Annotated in this window: 17 protein-coding genes; 14 read left to right on the forward strand and 3 right to left on the reverse strand. The window is 66.2% G+C overall.

The genetic code is table 11. The annotated features are described in order from the left end of the window. Nucleotides 1–24 precede the first annotated feature (24 nt). Genes cbiB through DNK89_RS17485 form a run of 5 tightly spaced genes read left to right on the forward strand, consistent with a single transcriptional unit; the run spans nt 25 to nt 4,723 of the window. Nucleotides 25–1,002, forward strand: coding sequence for an adenosylcobinamide-phosphate synthase CbiB (cbiB, locus tag DNK89_RS17465; RefSeq protein ID WP_110961323.1), 978 nt, complete (start codon nt 25–27; stop codon nt 1,000–1,002). Continuing rightward, entirely contained in the window at nt 999–2,063 is a 1,065-nt protein-coding gene (locus DNK89_RS17470) for an aminotransferase class I/II-fold pyridoxal phosphate-dependent enzyme (RefSeq protein ID WP_238990848.1), read from the forward strand. The genes cbiB and DNK89_RS17470 overlap by 4 nt, the downstream gene beginning before the upstream one ends. Continuing rightward, a complete protein-coding gene (locus DNK89_RS17475) occupies nt 2,060–2,854 on the forward strand; it encodes a HipA family kinase (RefSeq protein WP_110961132.1) in 795 nt (264 codons plus the stop codon). The genes DNK89_RS17470 and DNK89_RS17475 overlap by 4 nt, the downstream gene beginning before the upstream one ends. Next, nucleotides 2,841–3,233: a DUF3037 domain-containing protein gene (locus DNK89_RS17480; protein WP_110961133.1), complete on the forward strand. Its 393-nt coding sequence runs from the start codon at nt 2,841–2,843 to the stop codon at nt 3,231–3,233. Before DNK89_RS17475 ends, DNK89_RS17480 begins: the two co-directional genes overlap by 14 nt. Nucleotides 3,234–3,268: 35 nt before the next feature. Next, nucleotides 3,269–4,723 carry a cobyric acid synthase gene (locus DNK89_RS17485; protein ID WP_110961134.1) on the forward strand — a complete coding sequence of 485 codons (1,455 nt, stop codon included), beginning with the start codon at nt 3,269–3,271 and terminating at the stop codon, nt 4,721–4,723. Between the two features lie 31 nt (nt 4,724–4,754). Here the strand turns inward: DNK89_RS17485 and DNK89_RS17490 are convergent, their stop codons facing one another. Further along, on the reverse strand, nt 4,755–5,543 hold the full coding sequence (locus DNK89_RS17490) for a class I SAM-dependent methyltransferase (RefSeq protein WP_110961135.1): 789 nt from the start codon (nt 5,541–5,543) through the stop codon (nt 4,755–4,757). Between DNK89_RS17490 and cobT the strand changes: the two genes are divergently transcribed. Then, nucleotides 5,542–6,606, forward strand: coding sequence for a nicotinate-nucleotide--dimethylbenzimidazole phosphoribosyltransferase (gene cobT, locus DNK89_RS17495; protein WP_110961136.1), 1,065 nt, complete (start codon nt 5,542–5,544; stop codon nt 6,604–6,606). The genes DNK89_RS17490 and cobT overlap by 2 nt on opposite strands. Before the next feature lie 24 nt (nt 6,607–6,630). On the opposite strand, the gene DNK89_RS17500 is transcribed toward cobT, so the two are convergent. After that, complete coding sequence (locus tag DNK89_RS17500) at nt 6,631–7,764, reverse strand: GGDEF domain-containing protein (RefSeq protein ID WP_238990849.1); 1,134 nt, start codon at nt 7,762–7,764, stop codon at nt 6,631–6,633. 249 nt (nt 7,765–8,013) lie between these two features. On the opposite strand from DNK89_RS17500, the gene DNK89_RS17505 reads away from it, so the two are divergent. From DNK89_RS17505 to DNK89_RS17540, 8 genes are all read left to right on the forward strand, one after another. Continuing rightward, on the forward strand, nt 8,014–9,075 hold the full coding sequence (locus DNK89_RS17505) for an ABC transporter ATP-binding protein (protein WP_110961137.1): 1,062 nt from the start codon (nt 8,014–8,016) through the stop codon (nt 9,073–9,075). 71 nt (nt 9,076–9,146) lie between these two features. Beyond that, nucleotides 9,147–10,439, forward strand: coding sequence for a PotD/PotF family extracellular solute-binding protein (locus DNK89_RS17510; protein WP_110961138.1), 1,293 nt, complete (start codon nt 9,147–9,149; stop codon nt 10,437–10,439). 176 nt (nt 10,440–10,615) lie between these two features. Continuing rightward, a complete protein-coding gene (locus DNK89_RS17515; RefSeq protein WP_110961139.1) occupies nt 10,616–11,530 on the forward strand; it encodes an ABC transporter permease in 915 nt (304 codons plus the stop codon). A gap of 1 nt (nt 11,531) precedes the next feature. Beyond that, complete coding sequence (locus DNK89_RS17520; protein WP_110961140.1) at nt 11,532–12,419, forward strand: ABC transporter permease; 888 nt, start codon at nt 11,532–11,534, stop codon at nt 12,417–12,419. 13 nt (nt 12,420–12,432) lie between these two features. Beyond that, the gene (locus DNK89_RS17525; protein ID WP_110961141.1) at nt 12,433–13,197 is read left to right on the forward strand and encodes a GntR family transcriptional regulator; all 765 of its coding nucleotides are present in this window, start codon (nt 12,433–12,435) and stop codon (nt 13,195–13,197) included. A gap of 23 nt (nt 13,198–13,220) precedes the next feature. After that, nucleotides 13,221–13,967 (forward strand): aspartate/glutamate racemase family protein, encoded by a 747-nt coding sequence (locus DNK89_RS17530; protein ID WP_110961142.1) that lies wholly within the window; start codon nt 13,221–13,223, stop codon nt 13,965–13,967. A 53-nt stretch (nt 13,968–14,020) separates the two neighbouring features. Continuing rightward, entirely contained in the window at nt 14,021–14,245 is a 225-nt protein-coding gene (locus DNK89_RS17535) for an AbrB/MazE/SpoVT family DNA-binding domain-containing protein (RefSeq protein WP_056169497.1), read from the forward strand. Then, entirely contained in the window at nt 14,242–14,634 is a 393-nt protein-coding gene (locus DNK89_RS17540) for a type II toxin-antitoxin system death-on-curing family toxin (RefSeq protein ID WP_110961143.1), read from the forward strand. Before DNK89_RS17535 ends, DNK89_RS17540 begins: the two co-directional genes overlap by 4 nt. A gap of 89 nt (nt 14,635–14,723) precedes the next feature. Here the strand turns inward: DNK89_RS17540 and nth are convergent, their stop codons facing one another. Continuing rightward, nucleotides 14,724–15,362 carry an endonuclease III gene (gene nth, locus DNK89_RS17545; RefSeq protein ID WP_110961325.1) on the reverse strand — a complete coding sequence of 213 codons (639 nt, stop codon included), beginning with the start codon at nt 15,360–15,362 and terminating at the stop codon, nt 14,724–14,726. Nucleotide 15,363 lies beyond the last annotated feature (1 nt).

Below are 15,363 nucleotides of genomic sequence, written 5' to 3' on the forward strand. Positions count from 1 at the left end.
TCCACCCCCTGGCTTTTCCTGCTGATGCCCACCTGGGCCTGGCCCGCTGCGGCCGTGGGCCTGGGCGTGCCGTTGCTGGCGCTGGCCATCGACTGGTGGCTGGGTGAGCCGCCAGCGCGCTGGCATCCGGTGGTGTGGATGGGCTCGGCCTTGCACCGGGGGGGCGAGTGGGTGGCCCCGCTACAGCCTGTGGCACGGGACTTTCGGCGTTTTTGGCTGGGGGCGCTAGTGTGGATTGCCCTGGCTGCTATTGTTTTGATAGTTTCCTGGTGGCTGCAGCATGCGGCCTTGATGCTGCTGGCCTGGCTGGCTGTGGTGATACTGGCGTTTTTGCTCAAGCCCCTGCTGGCCTGGCGCATGCTGCACGACGAGGTGCTGGCGGTGGAGGTAGCGCTGGGCCAGTCACTGCCCGCCGGGCGCGCGCAACTGGCGCGCTTGGTGAGCCGGGACGTGAGCGCACTCACCGCCGTGCAGGTGCGCGAGTCGGCCATCGAGTCGCTGGCCGAGAACCTCAACGACTCGGTGGTGGCGCCGCTGTTCTGGTTTGCGCTGCTGGGCCTGCCCGGCGCTGCGCTGTACCGCTTTGCAAATACGGCCGATGCCATGTGGGGCTACCCCGGCATGCGCAGCGGGCGCTACTGGCAATGGGCGGGCAAGTGGGCGGCGCGGGCGGACGATGTGCTGTCGTGGGTGCCTGCGCGCATCACCGCCTTGTTGCTGGCCGTGGTGGCCAAGGGCCTGCCGTTTTCTGCCCTGGCCCGCCAGGCGCGCAAGACGCCATCCCCCAACAGCGGCTGGCCCATGGCGGCCATGGCGCTGGCGTTGAATGTGCGCCTGGCCAAGCCCGGTGTGTACACGCTGCACAGCAAGGGCCGCAGGGCGGGGCCGCTGGATACGCGGCGCGCTGCGCGTCTGGGCACGCAGGTGGTGCTGGCCATGGTGCCGGTGGTGGCGGCCTTGCAGCTTTTGGTGTTGGTGGTGGTTGCCTGGGTGCACACATGACGTCTCCCCGTTGTTCCTCCGCACCTGTGCATGGCGGCCCCGACGCTGCGGGCGTCCCTCTGTTTGATTTCTCGACCAACAGCAATGCCTGCGGGCCATGTCCCGAGGCGCTGCACGCCGTGCAGGCGGCCGACGCGACGCGTTACCCCGACCCGGCCTACACGGCGCTGCGCGAGGCCCTGGGCGCCTTCCACGGCGTAGACCCCGGCCGCATCGTGCTGGCGGCCAGTGCCAGCGAGTTCATCCACCGCATCACCGCGCTGGCCGCGCAGCAGGGCTCCGTGAAGGTGGTCGTGCCACCTCACAGCTATGGCGACTACGCCCAGGCCGCGCAGGTGCGTGGGCTGGAGGTGCTGAGGGGCGATCGGTCGGCTGCAGGTTTGCAGTGGTCTTGCGAGCCCTCTAGTCCTTTGGGCCTGACAGATCCAGCTTTGCACGCCTGGCGGCAGGGGGACGCGGACGCTGCCTGGCGTGTGCTCGACTGCGCGTATGTCCCCCTTCGGCTGGACCCTGAGGGCACATGGACGGGCGCGCCGTCGCGGCGCACGCCCTCGGCCTGCTGGCAGCTCTGGACCCCTAACAAGGCCCTGGGGCTCACCGGCGTGCGCGCCGCCTATGCGATTGCTCCATCGGACTGCGAGGAGCAGGCGCGTGCGCTCACAGCCCTGGCGCCATCCTGGCCCGTGGGTGCCCATGGCGTGGCCCTGCTGCAGGCGTGGATGCAAGCCAGCGTGCAGCAATGGCTGGTGCACAGCCTGCGCACTCTGGGCGATTGGAAGGCGCGCCAGCAGACGCTGTGCACCGACCTGGGCTGGGCTGTGCACGCGGGCAGCCTGGCCAACTACTTCTGCGCGCAGCCCGCCACCACCACACTGCAAAGCAACCTGGCGGCGCTGCGCGCCAGCGGCATCAAGCTGCGCGATGCGGCGTCGTTCGGCCTGCCCGGCACCGTGCGCCTGGGGGTGCTGGCGCCCGCCGCACAAGATGCGCTGCGGGCTGCATGGCGGGCACTGCCGGGTCGTACCATCCCGCATTCCATCGGATCGAGGGAGACCTTGTGAGAACCATCACCGTCAACCGCTACGTCACGCCGCTGCGCGAAGGGGGCTCCATGCCCGCCATCGTCGAGGGCGACGACCTCGGCACCTACGTGCTCAAGTTTCGTGGCGCAGGGCAGGGCGTGCGCGCACTGCTGGCCGAGATCATTGGGGGCGGCATCGCCCGTGCGCTGGGCCTGCCCGTGCCCGAGATCGTGCTGGCCCAGCTCGACCCTGCCTTGGCGCAGACCGAGCCCGACCCCGAGATCCAGGACCTGGTGCGCGCCAGCGGCGGCCTGAACGTGGGGCTGGATTACCTCTCGGGCGCGCTCAATTTCGACCCGGCGGTGGATGTGGTGTCCGATGACTTTGCGTCGCGCCTGGTGTGGTTCGACGCGCTGGTGGGCAATGTGGACCGCACTGCGCGCAATACCAATCTGCTGATGTGGCACCGCCAGCCCTGGCTCATTGACCATGGCGCGGCGCTGACCTTTCACCATGCGTGGAATGGCACCGTGGCCCAGCCCGCGAAACCCTTTGCACCGATTGCCGACCATGTGCTGCTGGCCCGGGCCACGCAGCTCGCGCAGGTGGATGCGGAGCTGGCCGCACGCCTCACGCCCGAGGTAGTGGCCGGCATCCTGGCCGAGGTGCCCGACGAGTTTCTGTTGCTGGCCGGCGCCGACCACGAAGAAGGCCTGCTGACCGCCGCCGCCACCCACCGCCAGGCCTATGTGGACTACTTCTGTGCCCGCCTGGCCGGGCGCGCCACCTGGGTGAATGCACTGAAGGAGGCCGTCGATGCACGCGCCTGAGGTGTACGACTACGCCATCGTGCGCGTGGTGCCGCGCGTGGAACGCGAAGAGTTCATCAACGCGGGCGTGATCCTGTCGTGCCAGCGCACCGGCTTTTTGCAGGCTGCCATCGCGCTGGATGAAGCGCGCCTGCTGGCCATGGACCCGCACGCCGATATTGACACCGTGCGCCGCCACCTGACCGCCATCGTGGCCATCTGTGCGGGCGACGAAGCCTGTGGCCCCATTGCCCGCCTGCCGTACCGCCAGCGCTTTCACTGGCTCACCGCCAAACGCAGCGCCATCATCCAGACCTCGCCCGTGCACACCGGCCGCTGCACCGATGCGGCCGCCGCACTTGAACACATCATGGACCGCATGGTCCGCCCATTGCCTTGACTGAAAACTTTGCTCCCCAATTGGCCCGTTGTGTGATGGTGCTGGGCACCACCAGCGGCGCCGGCAAAAGCTGGCTCACCACGGCGCTGTGCCGCTACTACAGCAACCAGGGGCTGAAGGTTGCGCCGTTCAAGGCGCAGAACATGAGCAACAACGCGCGTGTGGTGTCGGGCCCTGCGGGTGTGATGGGGGAAATCGGCAGCGCCCAGTATTTCCAGGCCCTGGCTGCGCGTGCCGAGCCTGAGGTGCGCATGAACCCGCTGCTGCTCAAGCCCGAGGCCGACACGCACAGCCAGGTCGTGCTGATGGGGCAGGTGAGTGCCGAGCTCACGGCCATGCCCTGGCGCGGCCGCAGCGATAAGGTGTGGCCGCAGATCGCTGCAGCGCTGGATGCACTGCGTGCCGAGAACGACGTGGTGGTGATCGAGGGCGCCGGTTCGCCCGCCGAAATCAACCTGCACGCCAGCGACATCGTGAACATGCGCGTGGCCCGCCATGCCGATGCGCGCTGCCTGCTGGTGACCGACATCGACCGGGGCGGCGCGTTCGCCCACCTGTACGGCACCTGGGCACTGTTGCCCGAGGATGAGCGGGCGCTGATCCATGGCTTTGTGCTTAACAAGTTTCGCGGCGATGCCAGCCTGCTGTCGCCTGCGCCGCAGATGCTGCAGGACCTCACGGGTGTGCCCACCGTGGCCACCATCCCCATGCAATGGCGCCACGGCCTGCCCGAGGAGGACGGCGTGTTTGATGACCGCACGTTGTCAGCGGGCGCGGTGCACACCACCGTGGCTGTCATCGCCTACCCGCGCATCAGCAACCTCGACGAGTTCCAGCCGCTCAAGAACGTGCCCGGCGTGCGCCTGCTGTGGGCGCGCAGCCCGGCCGACCTGGCGGGCCTCAAGCCCACCGACTGGGTGGTGCTGCCGGGCTCCAAGTCCACCGCTGCCGACCTGGCCTGGCTGCGCGCGCAAGGGCTGGACCAGGCCATTGCCCATCACGCGGGGCAGGGCGGCACGGTGCTGGGCGTGTGTGGCGGCCTGCAGATGCTGGGCGAGGCGTTGATTGACATCGCAGGCATCGACGGCAATGCGCCGGGCCTGGGCCTGCTGCCGCTGGTCACCACCTTCGAGGTTGCCAAGACTGTGCAACGCACCCAGGCGCAGTTTGGTGAGGTGTTGGGGGCCTGGGCTGCGCTGGCGGGTGTGTCCGCCACGGGCTACGAAATCCACCACGGCCAGACCGCTCAGCACCCCGCCATGGCTGCCAAGGGCGATGTGGCGCGCGAGGTCATCCCTGGCATCGCCTGGCAGAACCCGGCGGGCAATGTGCTGGGCGTGTACCTGCACGGCTTGTTTGAGGATGCTGCGGTGCTGCACGCGCTGTTTGGCGCGCAGGTGCCCACGCTGGACAGTGTTTTTGACGGACTCGCAGGCTTCCTGGGCAACAGCTTCACACCGGGCGTGCTGGATGCGCTGGTAGCGCCTTAGCGTGCCGGATACCGTGGCGCCATTCAGCCCCTCACACCCGTTCGCAGTGGCAGGCGAGGGTGGTGTACGGAAAGCGCACGGTGTCCTGCCCGCGCAGCGCGGGGTGTCGGGCTATCAAAGCCTCGATCTGAGCACGCACCGCAGCGCGTTCAGCATCTGGCAGGGCCGCGATGAAACTGATCGACATGAATCGGTCCACGATGACCTGCTGGGGTGGCCCCACATGCTCGTGGGTCAGCCGGGTCTCGACCAATGGGCCGAAACCGGGGTGTGGAAAGGGTTTGCGCCAGTCGCCCTTGTAGAAGCGCGGGGCATCGCCTTCGTAGGGCGTGATGATGGTGGTGAGCTCGGCCACCCAGTCCACCGACTCATCGCGCACGTTCCACACCAGTCCCAGCTTGCCGCCCGGCCGCAGCACGCGGTGGAATTCGTCCAGGGCTTCGCGGGTGGCAAACCAGTGGAAGGCCTGTGCACAGACCACGGCATCCAGCGTGCCGGACGGCAGTGGAATGGCCTGCGCCGTGCCCGCCACGGCGCGCACCGTGGGCAGTTGCAGGGCTTCGATCTTGGCGCGCATGGCGTCCACGGGCTCCACGCCCACCACCGTGGCCCCGGTGGTCGCAAGCAGGGTGGTGAACTTGCCAGTACCCGCACCCACATCGGCCACCTCGCGGCCGGGGCCCAGGCCCAAGGCCTGGGCCAGCCAGGCCGACAGCGCCGCCGGGTAGTCCGGCCTGCCGCGCGCGTAGGCCTGTGCCTCTTTTTCAAAACCTTGCTGTGCCGCTTTGTGCACGGCGTTCTTTGTGTTTTCCATCACCATGACCTCACCTTTCGTACTTCCATCCGTTGCTGACCTGCATGATGCCGCGTTGGCCAACCGCCTGCAGCACGTCATTGACCACAAGACCAAGCCCCTGGGCTCGCTGGGCTTGCTGGAGCGCCTGGCGCTGCGCCTGGGCGTGATCCTCGGCACCGAATCCCCCGTGCTGCATGCCCCCCAGATGCTGGTGTGCGCGGGCGACCATGGCCTGGCCGCGCGGGGGGTGTCGGCCTTCCCCAGCGATGTGACCTGGCAGATGGTGGAGAACTTTCTGGCGGGTGGCGCGGCCGTGAGCGTGCTGGCCCGCCAGCATGGCCTGGGCCTCACGGTGGTGGACTGTGGCGTGGCCAAGCCCATCGCTGCGCGCGATGCGGCGCCCGGCCAGCCCCGCTTGTTGCTGCGCAAGGTGGCACCCGGCACGCAGGACGCCTCCGTCGGCCCCGCCATGAGCGCCGAGCAATGTGTCCAGGCGCTGGCCAACGGCGTGGAGGTGGTGCGTGGGCTGCCGGGTAACGCCTTGCTGCTGGGCGAGATGGGCATTGCCAACACCTCGGTGGCATCGCTGCTGCTGGCGCGCCTGGCAGGGCTGCCGCTGGCCGAGGTGACGGGCGCGGGTACCGGGCTGGACGCTGTGGGCATCGAACGCAAGCGCGCCGTGCTGCAGCAGGCGCTGGACGCCAATGCCAGTGCCACCAGCCCGCTGGATGCTCTGGCCGCCTTGGGCGGCTACGAGGTCGCCACGCTGGTGGGCGCGGTGCTGCAGGCAGCGGCTGAGCGGCGCGTGATTGTGGTGGACGGCTTCATCACCAGCGCGGCCGTGCTGGTGGCCAGCCGCATCGCGCCGCAGGTGCTGCAGCGCTGTGTGTTTGCTCACCGCTCGGGCGAACGGGGCCATCGCCTGATGCTGGAGCAGATGCAGGCCGAGCCTCTGCTGGACCTGGGCTTGCGCCTGGGCGAGGGCTCGGGCGCGGCGCTGGCCTGGCCGTTGCTGCAATCGGCCTGTGCCGTGCTGCGCGAGATGGCAAGTTTTGAATCGGCTGGCGTGGCCACGCAGACGGCCTGAGCCTCCTCCGTACTGGAAGAGGTTTCAGCCCACCACAGTGCGGTTGCGGCCTTCTTCCTTGGCTCGGTACAGCGCGGCGTCGGCGCGGGACAGCATGGCGTCCAGCGTTTCGTGCGAGCCGGTCCAGCTGGTCAGCCCAATGCTCACCTTGCAGTCCAGCGGGTGTCCGGAGGCCAGCGTGGCGTGGATGCGCTGGGCCACACCCAGGGCCGCTTGCGTGTCGGCTCCCGGCAGCAGCACCATAAATTCCTCGCCCCCATAGCGACCCAGGCGGTCGGGGCGGCGCAGCACCTGGCGGGTGCGCTCGGCAAAGTGCACCAGCACCGCATCGCCATGCTGGTGGCCGCGTGTGTCGTTCACGGCTTTGAAGTTGTCCAGGTCCACCATCATGATGGACGGCCCGTTGCCGTAGCGCTGTGCGCGCTCCAGCTCGTCCTCGCAGCGCTGCAGCAAGGCACGGCGATTCAGGGCCTGGGTCAGCGAGTCGTAGGTGGCCAGGTGTTCCAGCTCAGTGCGCAGGCGGTCCGTGGCCATCAGCACCGCGCCAATGGACAACATGAGCACGGTGAGCGCATAGGCGCCGATGTACAGGGTCTGGAACAGCGATGGCTCCATCAGGTCATTGCCTGCATGCCCAGCCAGAATAGATCCCAGCCGCATCCCCAGTACCAGCATGTGCAGGCCCAGCATCACCTCCACCAGCCGCACCGGGAAGTTGCGCCCCCCGTGGCGCAGCATGAAGCGCAGTTGCGCGGCGTACAACACGCCCATCACCACGGTGAAAAACCCCACCCGCACCGCATAGTTGGGCCACCCGTAGGTCAGCCAGGCAAACACCACCGTGGTGCCGGCCATCACCCAGTTCCAGGTGCGCCAAGTGGCGGGCTGGCCCATGAACTGCCGCGTGCCCATGTAATAGGTGACCGAGCCCAGCACCAGCAGCTGGTTGGCCAGCACCAGACCCAGCCAGTCAGGGATGGCGCCGCGCGCGCCAAACAGCACGGTGGACAGCAGCCACAGCAGCGGCGCCGCTGCCCAGCCCCCCACACCGCGAATGCTGGGCGGGTAGTGCCGCCGCATGAACAGCAGCACCATGGCCATGACGGCAGACATGAAGCCCGCCAAGGCGATCATGGAGCGCGGGTCGAGGTTCGTCATGCGGCAGGCAGGAGAAGGGGGAGGAACGCGCTGACGTAAGAAATTGTTTCAGATGCGAGGCCAGTATAGCCACGCACCTGAAAGGTAAAGCGCTGTTTCGGTGCATGGTTTGCCCGGGGTGGAGTTGGGGGCAGGACGGGTGTGGGCCGGTATGGGGCGGCAATCTGCGCCGTGTTGGTGCATTTTGTATGCAAAGTGAATAAAACATTGTGTACAAAGTTGGCATGGGCTTTGCGTAGGGCGTACCCCATGCAAAGCACCCACCCAGCGCCTACCCCCGCCGCCATCGAAATCATCGCGCTCACCAAGCGCTATGCCAGCGGCAAGCCTGCCGTGGATGCCATCAACCTGCGCATCGCCAGTGGCAGCTACTGCTGCCTGCTGGGGCCTTCGGGCTGCGGCAAGAGCACCACCTTGCGCATGATTGCGGGGCACGAGTCGGTGACCAGCGGCGACATCCTGCTGGAGAACCGCAACATCACCGACCTGCCCGCCGCCGCACGTGGCACGGCGATGATGTTCCAGAGCTTTGCGCTGTTCCCGCACCTGTCGGCACTCGATAACGTGGCCTTCAGCCTCAAGATGAAAGGCGTGGCCAAGGCCGAGCGCCAGGCCAAGGCGCGCGACCTGCTGGAGCGCGTGGCCCTGGGCCATCTGGCCGAACGCAAACCGGCAGAACTCTCAGGCGGGCAGCAGCAGCGCGTGGCGCTGGCACGGGCCCTCATCACCCAGCCGCGCGTGCTGCTGCTGGATGAGCCACTGTCCGCCCTCGACCCCTTCCTGCGCATCCAGATGCGTGCCGAGCTGCGCCGCTGGCAAAAGGAGCTGGGCCTGACCTTCATCCATGTCACCCACAGCCAGGAAGAAGCCATGGCCCTGGCCGACACCATGGTGGTGATGAACCACGGCGTGATCGAGCAGGTGGGCAGCCCACACGAGGTCTACAACCGGCCCGCCAGCGAGTTTGTGGCGCGCTTCATGGGTGGCCACAACGTGATCGACACGCCCGAGGGCAAGGTGGGTGTGCGCACCGACCACCTGCAGATCGCCCCCGCCCAGGCCGAGCTGCCGTGGGGCGCCCAGCGCATGCTGGCCGTGGTGACCGATGTGGAGTACCAGGGCACCTATGTGCTGGTGGGCCTGCAAAAGCAGGGCGTGGCCCTGTCGGCCAACGCCACGGCAGCCTATTCGGTCATGGTGTCTGAAGCCGCCTTTGCTGCGCAGCCCTACCAGGTGGGGCAGGGCGTGCAACTGCACTGGACGCCGGAGCAGGCGCATCCGCTGTCGTCCACGCAGGCCGTCGCCGCCTGATCGCACCGATCTTCCGCTTTCATTGATTCATCGTTTCCCCGTTCCCTGTCCGCAACCCAAGGAGTTTTCCCATGTCCGATGCTTCCCGTGCTGATTCCCCTGTCGTTGTCTCCGATGCCACTGGAGTGGCGCGCCGCTCGTTGCTCAAGGGCACGGCGGGCATCTTGGCCGCAGGCATGTTCCCGGCCGTGCATGCGCAAGAGAAGATCGTGCTGCGCTACCTGGGCACGGCGGTGAACCAGGACAAGGCGATTGCCGAGAAATTCAAGGCCGACACCGGCATCGAGATCCAGTACGTGGCCGTGACCACGGACGACGTGACCAAGCGCGCCGTCACCGCGCCCAACAGCTTTGATCTGATCGACACCGAGTACTTCTCGCTCAAGAAGATCGTGCCCACGGGCAACCTGAAGGGCATTGACACCAAGCGCATCAAGAACGCCGACAAGATCACCACGCTGTTCACCACCGGCATGGTGGCGGGCAAGGCCGTGGGCGACCAGGGCACCGCCCCCAAGAAGGTGATCTACCTGGAAGGCGAAAAGTCCAAGAAGTTTGCGACTGCGCCCACGCAGTTCATGAGCCTGATCCCCACGGTGTACAACGCCGACACGCTGGGCATCCGCCCCGATTTGATCAAGCGCCCCATCAACTCCTGGGCCGAGCTGCTGAACGCCGAGTTCAAGGGCAAGGCCGCCATCCTGAACATCCCCAGCATCGGCATCATGGACGCTGCGATGGTTGTGGAAGCCATGGGCATCTACAAGTACCCCGATAAGGGCAACATGACCAAGAAGGAGATCGATCTCACGATCAAGACCCTGATTGAAGCCAAGAAGCAGGGCCAGTTCCGTGCGCTTTGGAAGGACTTCAACGAGTCGGTGAACCTGATGGCCTCGGGCGAAGTGGTGATCCAGTCGATGTGGAGCCCTGCTGTGACGGCCGTGCGCACCAAGGGCATCGCCTGCAACTTCCAGCCCCTGAAGGAAGGCTACCGCGCCTGGGCTGCAGGCTTTGGCCTGCCTGCCACGCTCTCCGGCCGCAAGCTCGATGGAGCTTATGAGTTCATCAACTGGTTCCTAGACGGCTGGGCCGGTGCCTACCTGAACCGCCAGGGCTACTACAGCGCCGTGCTGGAGACAGCCAAGGCCAAGATGGAAGCCTACGAGTGGGCCTACTGGATGGAAGGCAAGCCCGCTACGCAAGACATCAAGAGCCCGAACGGCGACGTGTTGGCCAAGGCCGGTGCGGTGCGCGACGGCGGCAGCTACGAGTCGCGCATGGGCGGCATTGCCTGCTGGAACGCGATCATGGATGAGAACAACTACATGGTCCAGAAATGGAATGAGTTTGTAGCTGCATAGGGAGTGCACCCCCTGAGGCGGTTTGCGCCTTCACCCCTCTCTCGAACCGCTGCGCGATTCGGGAGGGGGACGCCCCCGGTGCGGCGGGGCGGCCCTTGCACGGGGGCACTGGTCTTCGGCCGCGCCAGTTTCGACGACCGTCGTCCGATGCGATGGATATCTGATTTGCAAACACCATGAGCACGACCACCACACCATCTCTACTCGCTGCAGCCATCCCCGGCCGCAGCATTGCCGCCTGGTGGCAGGCAGCGCCGTTCACGCTGGTGTTTGCGCTGTTCTTCATCATTCCGCTGGCGTTGATCGTGATGGTCAGCTTTTGGGATTTCAACGACTACGAGCTGCTGCCCGGGTTCACGTTCAAGAACTACGTGTCGATTTTTGCGGGCTGTGGCGACGTATCAGACGGGCTGTGCGTCACGCTCAAGACGTATTACTCCACGCTCAAGTTCAGCGTGCTGGTGTGGCTCATCACGCTGGTGATTGGCTTCACCGTGGCCTACTTTTTGGCCTTCCATGTGCGCTCGTCCGGCATGCAGACGCTGCTGTTCGTGCTGTGCACCATTCCGTTCTGGACGTCGAACGTGATCCGCATGATCTCGTGGGTGCCGCTGCTGGGTCGCAACGGTTTGGTCAACCAGACGCTGATGGGCATGAACCTGATCGAGACGCCCATCGAGTGGCTGCTTTTCTCGGACTTCTCGGTGGTGCTCGCGTTTGTGCACCTCTACACCATGTTCATGATCGTGCCCATCTTCAACAGCATGATGCGCATCGACCGCAGCCTGATCGAAGCCGCCAGCGACAGCGGCGCAAGCGGCTGGCAGACGCTGTGGAACGTGATCGTGCCGCTGTCGCGCACCGGCATCATCATCGGCTCCATCTTTGTGCTCACCATCGTGATGGGCGACTTCGTGACCATCGGCGTGATGGGCGGGCAGCAGATTGCGTCCGTGGGCAAGATCATTCAGGTGCAGACGTCGTACCTGCAGTTCCCGCTCGCGGCGGCCAATGCCGTGATCTTGCTGGCCGTGGTGCTCATGATCATCTGGGGCCTCACACGGCTCGTCGATATTCGCAAGGAGCTGTGAGATGAAAGTCCGTGAAGCCCGCCCCGCCAGCTTCTGGCCCCTGGCCATCGTCTTTGCGCTGTTCGTGCTGTTCATGTACGGGCCCATGTTCGTCATCTTCATCCTGAGCTTTCAGGGGCCGGAAGGGGGGCTCACCTTTCCGATGCGCGGCGTGTCGCTGCACTGGTTTGCCAAGCTGGCCGAAGGGTTGGGCGTGGTGGACATTGGCGCGGCGCTGTGGCGCTCGCTGGGCCTGGGCGTGGCGGTGATGCTGTGCACGGTGGTGCTGTCGGTGCTGGCCGGGCTGGCGTTTCGCAAGCGGCTGGCGGGTGGCAACACGCTGTTCTTCATCGTCGTGGCCAGCCTCATCATGCCGTCCATCATTGTGTCGTTGGGCATCGGGCTGGAGTTCCGGCTCATCGACAACGGCGTCAAAGCCGTGCTCGAATGGTTGGGTATGGAAAGCGCGCTTGAGGGCTACGGCACGTCGCTCGGCCTGTTCACCTCGGCCCTGGGCGCGCACCTCACATGGACGCTGCCCTTTGGCCTGCTCATCATGTTTGCGGTGTTCAACCGCTTCAACCCCGCCTACGAAGAAGCTGCGCGCGACCTGGGTGCCACGCCCTGGCAGGGGTTCAGGCATGTGGTGCTGCCGCTGATTGCACCCTCAGTCGTGGGTATTGGCATGTTCGGCTTCACGCTGAGCTGGGACGAAATCGCCCGCACCTCGCAAGCCATTGGCGATGTGAATACGCTGCCGCTGGAGCTGCAAGGGCTGACCAGTACCGTGACCACGCCGTCCATCTACGCGCTGGGCACCGTCACCACCGTAGTGTCGTTCGCAGTGATGGGCGTGACGCTGCTGCTGGTGTGGGCACTGGGCCGCAGGCGCAAGGGCCGTTCGGGTTAAAAACGGCACCCTTATGACGACCACCCTCCCCAAGCCCCGGCGCACGCGCGCTGCGGTTACCGAACCGCCCGTGCAGCCCGACACGACCGGCCAGCTCAGCGACAACGACATGTACGACCGCATGGTCTCGGCCATCCTCGACCACCGGCTGCCGCCCGGCACCAAGCTGGTGGAGGACAAGCTGGCGGCTGCCTTCGGTGTCTCGCGCACCCGCGTGCGCCCCGTGCTGGTGCGGCTGGCCAATGAGCAGGTCGTCACGCTCACGCCCAACCGGGGTGCCTCCATCGCCCAGCCCACACCGCAAGAGGCGCTGGAGGTGTTCGAGGCCCGCCGCCTGCTGGAGCCGCGCCTGGTGGAGCTTTTCATCGCCAACGCCACCGATGGCGACATCGCTGCCCTGCGCACCTGCATCGACGACGAGGAGGCCGCCCGCGCCAGCGGCGACATGCGCCGTGCCATCCGCCTCTCGGGCGACTTTCACCTGCACATTGCGCAGGCCGCAGGGCACCAGACCTTGGGGCGCATTCTGCGCGAGCTGGTGTCGCGCACCTCGCTCATCCTCATGACCTACAGCCCCAGCCACGCCCAAACCCGCGAAGAGGCCACGGCCTGCGGCTGCCGCGAGCACCGGGCGCTGATCGACGCCATTCGCCTGCGCGATGCGCGCGAGGCGCCCCGGCTGATGCTGGCCCACCTAGCGCGCATCGAATCGCAGCTGGAGTTCACGCCGCCTGCGGCGGAGGCTCCTGATTTGGCACAGTTGCTCGGCGGGGCCTGACTCGCTTTCCAAAGCCTTCCTTCATGCGCCAACTGCTCGTCATCAACCCCAACATGTCGGCCCATGTCAGTGCCTTGCTACAGCGGCATGTGCAAGGGGCTGCGGGCTCGCATGTGGCGGTGCGTACCGCCACGGCCCGCTTTGGCGCCCCGTACATCGCGTGTGAGGCGAGCTATGCCGTGGCAGCCCACGCCGCGCTCGATGTGTGGGCGCATGAGATCGCACAGCCGCAGCCCGCGCCCGACGCGGTGCTGATCGGCTGCTTTGGTGACCCCGGCCTGATGGCGCTGCGCGAGAGCAGCCCCGTGCCCGTCACCGGCCTGGCCGAAGCGTCATTCATCGAGGCCGCGCGCCACGGGCGTTTTGCCATCGTCACCGGCGGCGAGCGTTGGGGTCCCATGCTGCAGCGCCTGGCCCAGGCGCTGGGCCACGCCCACGCACTGGCAGGTATTCACACCGTGGCCCCCACCGGCGCGCAACTGGCGGCTGACCCCGAAGCAGCCCGTGCCTTGCTGGCCCAGGCCTGCCGCGACGTGGTGCGCCAGATGGGCGTGCAGGCCGTCATTCTGGGCGGCGCCGGTCTGGCAGGCATGGCTACCGCCGTGCAGCCCCAGGTGTCGGTACCCGTGATTGACAGCGTGGTGGCAGGCGCCACCTGGGCGCTGCGCGCGCACCCCGTGCCGCCGGAGCGCAAGGTGGCTGGGTTTGATGTGGCGTGGGCGGGGGTGTCGCGGGAGATGGCGACTTTGGGGCTGGCAGGGGTGGTTTGACTGCGCCCAGGGGGAAGTTTAATATTACGTTTGTAATTACTTGAATGCATGCCATGCACACCCTCAAACTCACCCAGGTCGGTAACTCCGTCGGCGCTATTTTTCCGAAGGAACTGTTGGCGCGATTGCAGTTGGAGAAAGGCGATGAGCTGTATGTGACGGAGTCGCCCGACGGCTTGCGCATCACGACGCATAACCCTGAATTTGAAGCCCAGATGCGCGTGGCGCGCGAGATCATGAAAGAGCGCCGCGCTGTCTTGCACGAGCTGGCCAAATGAGCCAGTGGGTCTGGCTGGACCGTGCCGTCATCGTCGCCATCCATGAAATGCAATTGGCTGAGCACGGTGGCGGTGTGGGTGTACGGGACGCTGGTTTGCTCGATTCAGCATTGGGCAAACCACTGCATCTGAGCCACTACGGAGAGCCTCCGCCAGATGTTGCGGCGCTAGCGGCCTCTTATGGATACGGCATCTCGCGCAACCATCCGTTCGTCGATGGCAACAAGCGCACGGGCTTTGTAGCCGCAGAGCTTTTTTTGCGCCTGAATGGTTGGGCGCTCACTGCCGATGACGCGTCGTGTGTGCTGACCATGCTCGCCGTTGCCGCAAGCGACATCACCGAAGAGGCGTTTGCCGCCTGGCTGCGGGAGCACGCCGTAGCCCGTTGAGTGAAATTAGAAGCTTTTTTGGGCTCTGCCGCCTATCCAGAAAGCGCTATAAGCTATAAAAATAATAGCAAAATACTGTGCCTGCTGACTCAGGGCGCCAGCGTCTTCGGCTTGTATTCGCAATACTCGCTCACCACACATTCCCAGCAGCGCGGCTTGCTCGCCTGGCACACATAGCGGCCCAGCAGGATGAGCCAATGGTGCGAATCCACCGCATAGGCGGCGGGCACGCGCTTCATCAGTTGCAGCTCCACCGCCAGCGGGTTTTTGCCGGGCGCCAGGCCCGTGCGGTTGCTCACGCGAAAGATGTGCGTGTCCACCGCCATCGTGGGCTGGCCAAAGGCCACGTTCAGCACCACATTGGCCGTCTTGCGGCCCACCCCGGGCAGGGCCTCCAGCGCTTCGCGCGTGCGGGGCACCTGGCTGCCGTGCTGCTCCACCAGGATGCGGCAGGTTTCCATCAGGTTCTTGGCCTTGGTGCGGTACAGGCCTATGGTCTTGATGTAACCCTCCAGCCCCGCCAGACCCAGGTCCAGGATGGCCTGGGGCGTGCCTGCGACTGGGAACAGCTTGCGCGTGGCCTTGTTCACGCCCACATCGGTGGCCTGGGCCGACAGCAGCACCGCGGCCAGCAGCTCGAACGGCGTGGTGTATTCCAGCTCCGTATTGGGCATGGGGTTGGCCGCTTTGAGGGTGGCGAAGAAGGGCTCGATCTGGGCGGTTTTCATC

This window comes from Acidovorax sp. ST3 (genome assembly GCF_003231145.1).
Classification (GTDB): domain Bacteria; phylum Pseudomonadota; class Gammaproteobacteria; order Burkholderiales; family Burkholderiaceae_C; genus Acidovorax.

Bases quoted from the DNA above. Each gene is read 5' to 3' on its own strand.
- cbiB (WP_110961323.1), top strand. From the start codon at position 25: ATGCCCACCTGGGCCTGGCCCGCTGCGGCCGTGGGCCTGGGCGTGCCG.
- DNK89_RS17470 (WP_238990848.1), top strand. From the start codon at position 999: ATGACGTCTCCCCGTTGTTCCTCCGCACCTGTGCATGGCGGCCCCGAC.
- DNK89_RS17480 (WP_110961133.1), top strand. From the start codon at position 2,841: ATGCACGCGCCTGAGGTGTACGACTACGCCATCGTGCGCGTGGTGCCG.
- DNK89_RS17485 (WP_110961134.1), top strand. From the start codon at position 3,269: ATGGTGCTGGGCACCACCAGCGGCGCCGGCAAAAGCTGGCTCACCACG.
- cobT (WP_110961136.1), top strand. From the start codon at position 5,542: ATGACCTCACCTTTCGTACTTCCATCCGTTGCTGACCTGCATGATGCC.
- DNK89_RS17490 (WP_110961135.1), bottom strand. From the start codon at position 5,543: ATGGTGATGGAAAACACAAAGAACGCCGTGCACAAAGCGGCACAGCAA.
- DNK89_RS17500 (WP_238990849.1), bottom strand. From the start codon at position 7,764: ATGACGAACCTCGACCCGCGCTCCATGATCGCCTTGGCGGGCTTCATG.
- DNK89_RS17505 (WP_110961137.1), top strand. From the start codon at position 8,014: ATGCAAAGCACCCACCCAGCGCCTACCCCCGCCGCCATCGAAATCATC.
- DNK89_RS17510 (WP_110961138.1), top strand. From the start codon at position 9,147: ATGTCCGATGCTTCCCGTGCTGATTCCCCTGTCGTTGTCTCCGATGCC.
- DNK89_RS17515 (WP_110961139.1), top strand. From the start codon at position 10,616: ATGAGCACGACCACCACACCATCTCTACTCGCTGCAGCCATCCCCGGC.
- DNK89_RS17520 (WP_110961140.1), top strand. From the start codon at position 11,532: ATGAAAGTCCGTGAAGCCCGCCCCGCCAGCTTCTGGCCCCTGGCCATC.
- DNK89_RS17525 (WP_110961141.1), top strand. From the start codon at position 12,433: ATGACGACCACCCTCCCCAAGCCCCGGCGCACGCGCGCTGCGGTTACC.
- DNK89_RS17530 (WP_110961142.1), top strand. From the start codon at position 13,221: ATGCGCCAACTGCTCGTCATCAACCCCAACATGTCGGCCCATGTCAGT.
- DNK89_RS17535 (WP_056169497.1), top strand. From the start codon at position 14,021: ATGCACACCCTCAAACTCACCCAGGTCGGTAACTCCGTCGGCGCTATT.
- DNK89_RS17540 (WP_110961143.1), top strand. From the start codon at position 14,242: ATGAGCCAGTGGGTCTGGCTGGACCGTGCCGTCATCGTCGCCATCCAT.
- nth (WP_110961325.1), bottom strand. From the start codon at position 15,362: ATGAAAACCGCCCAGATCGAGCCCTTCTTCGCCACCCTCAAAGCGGCC.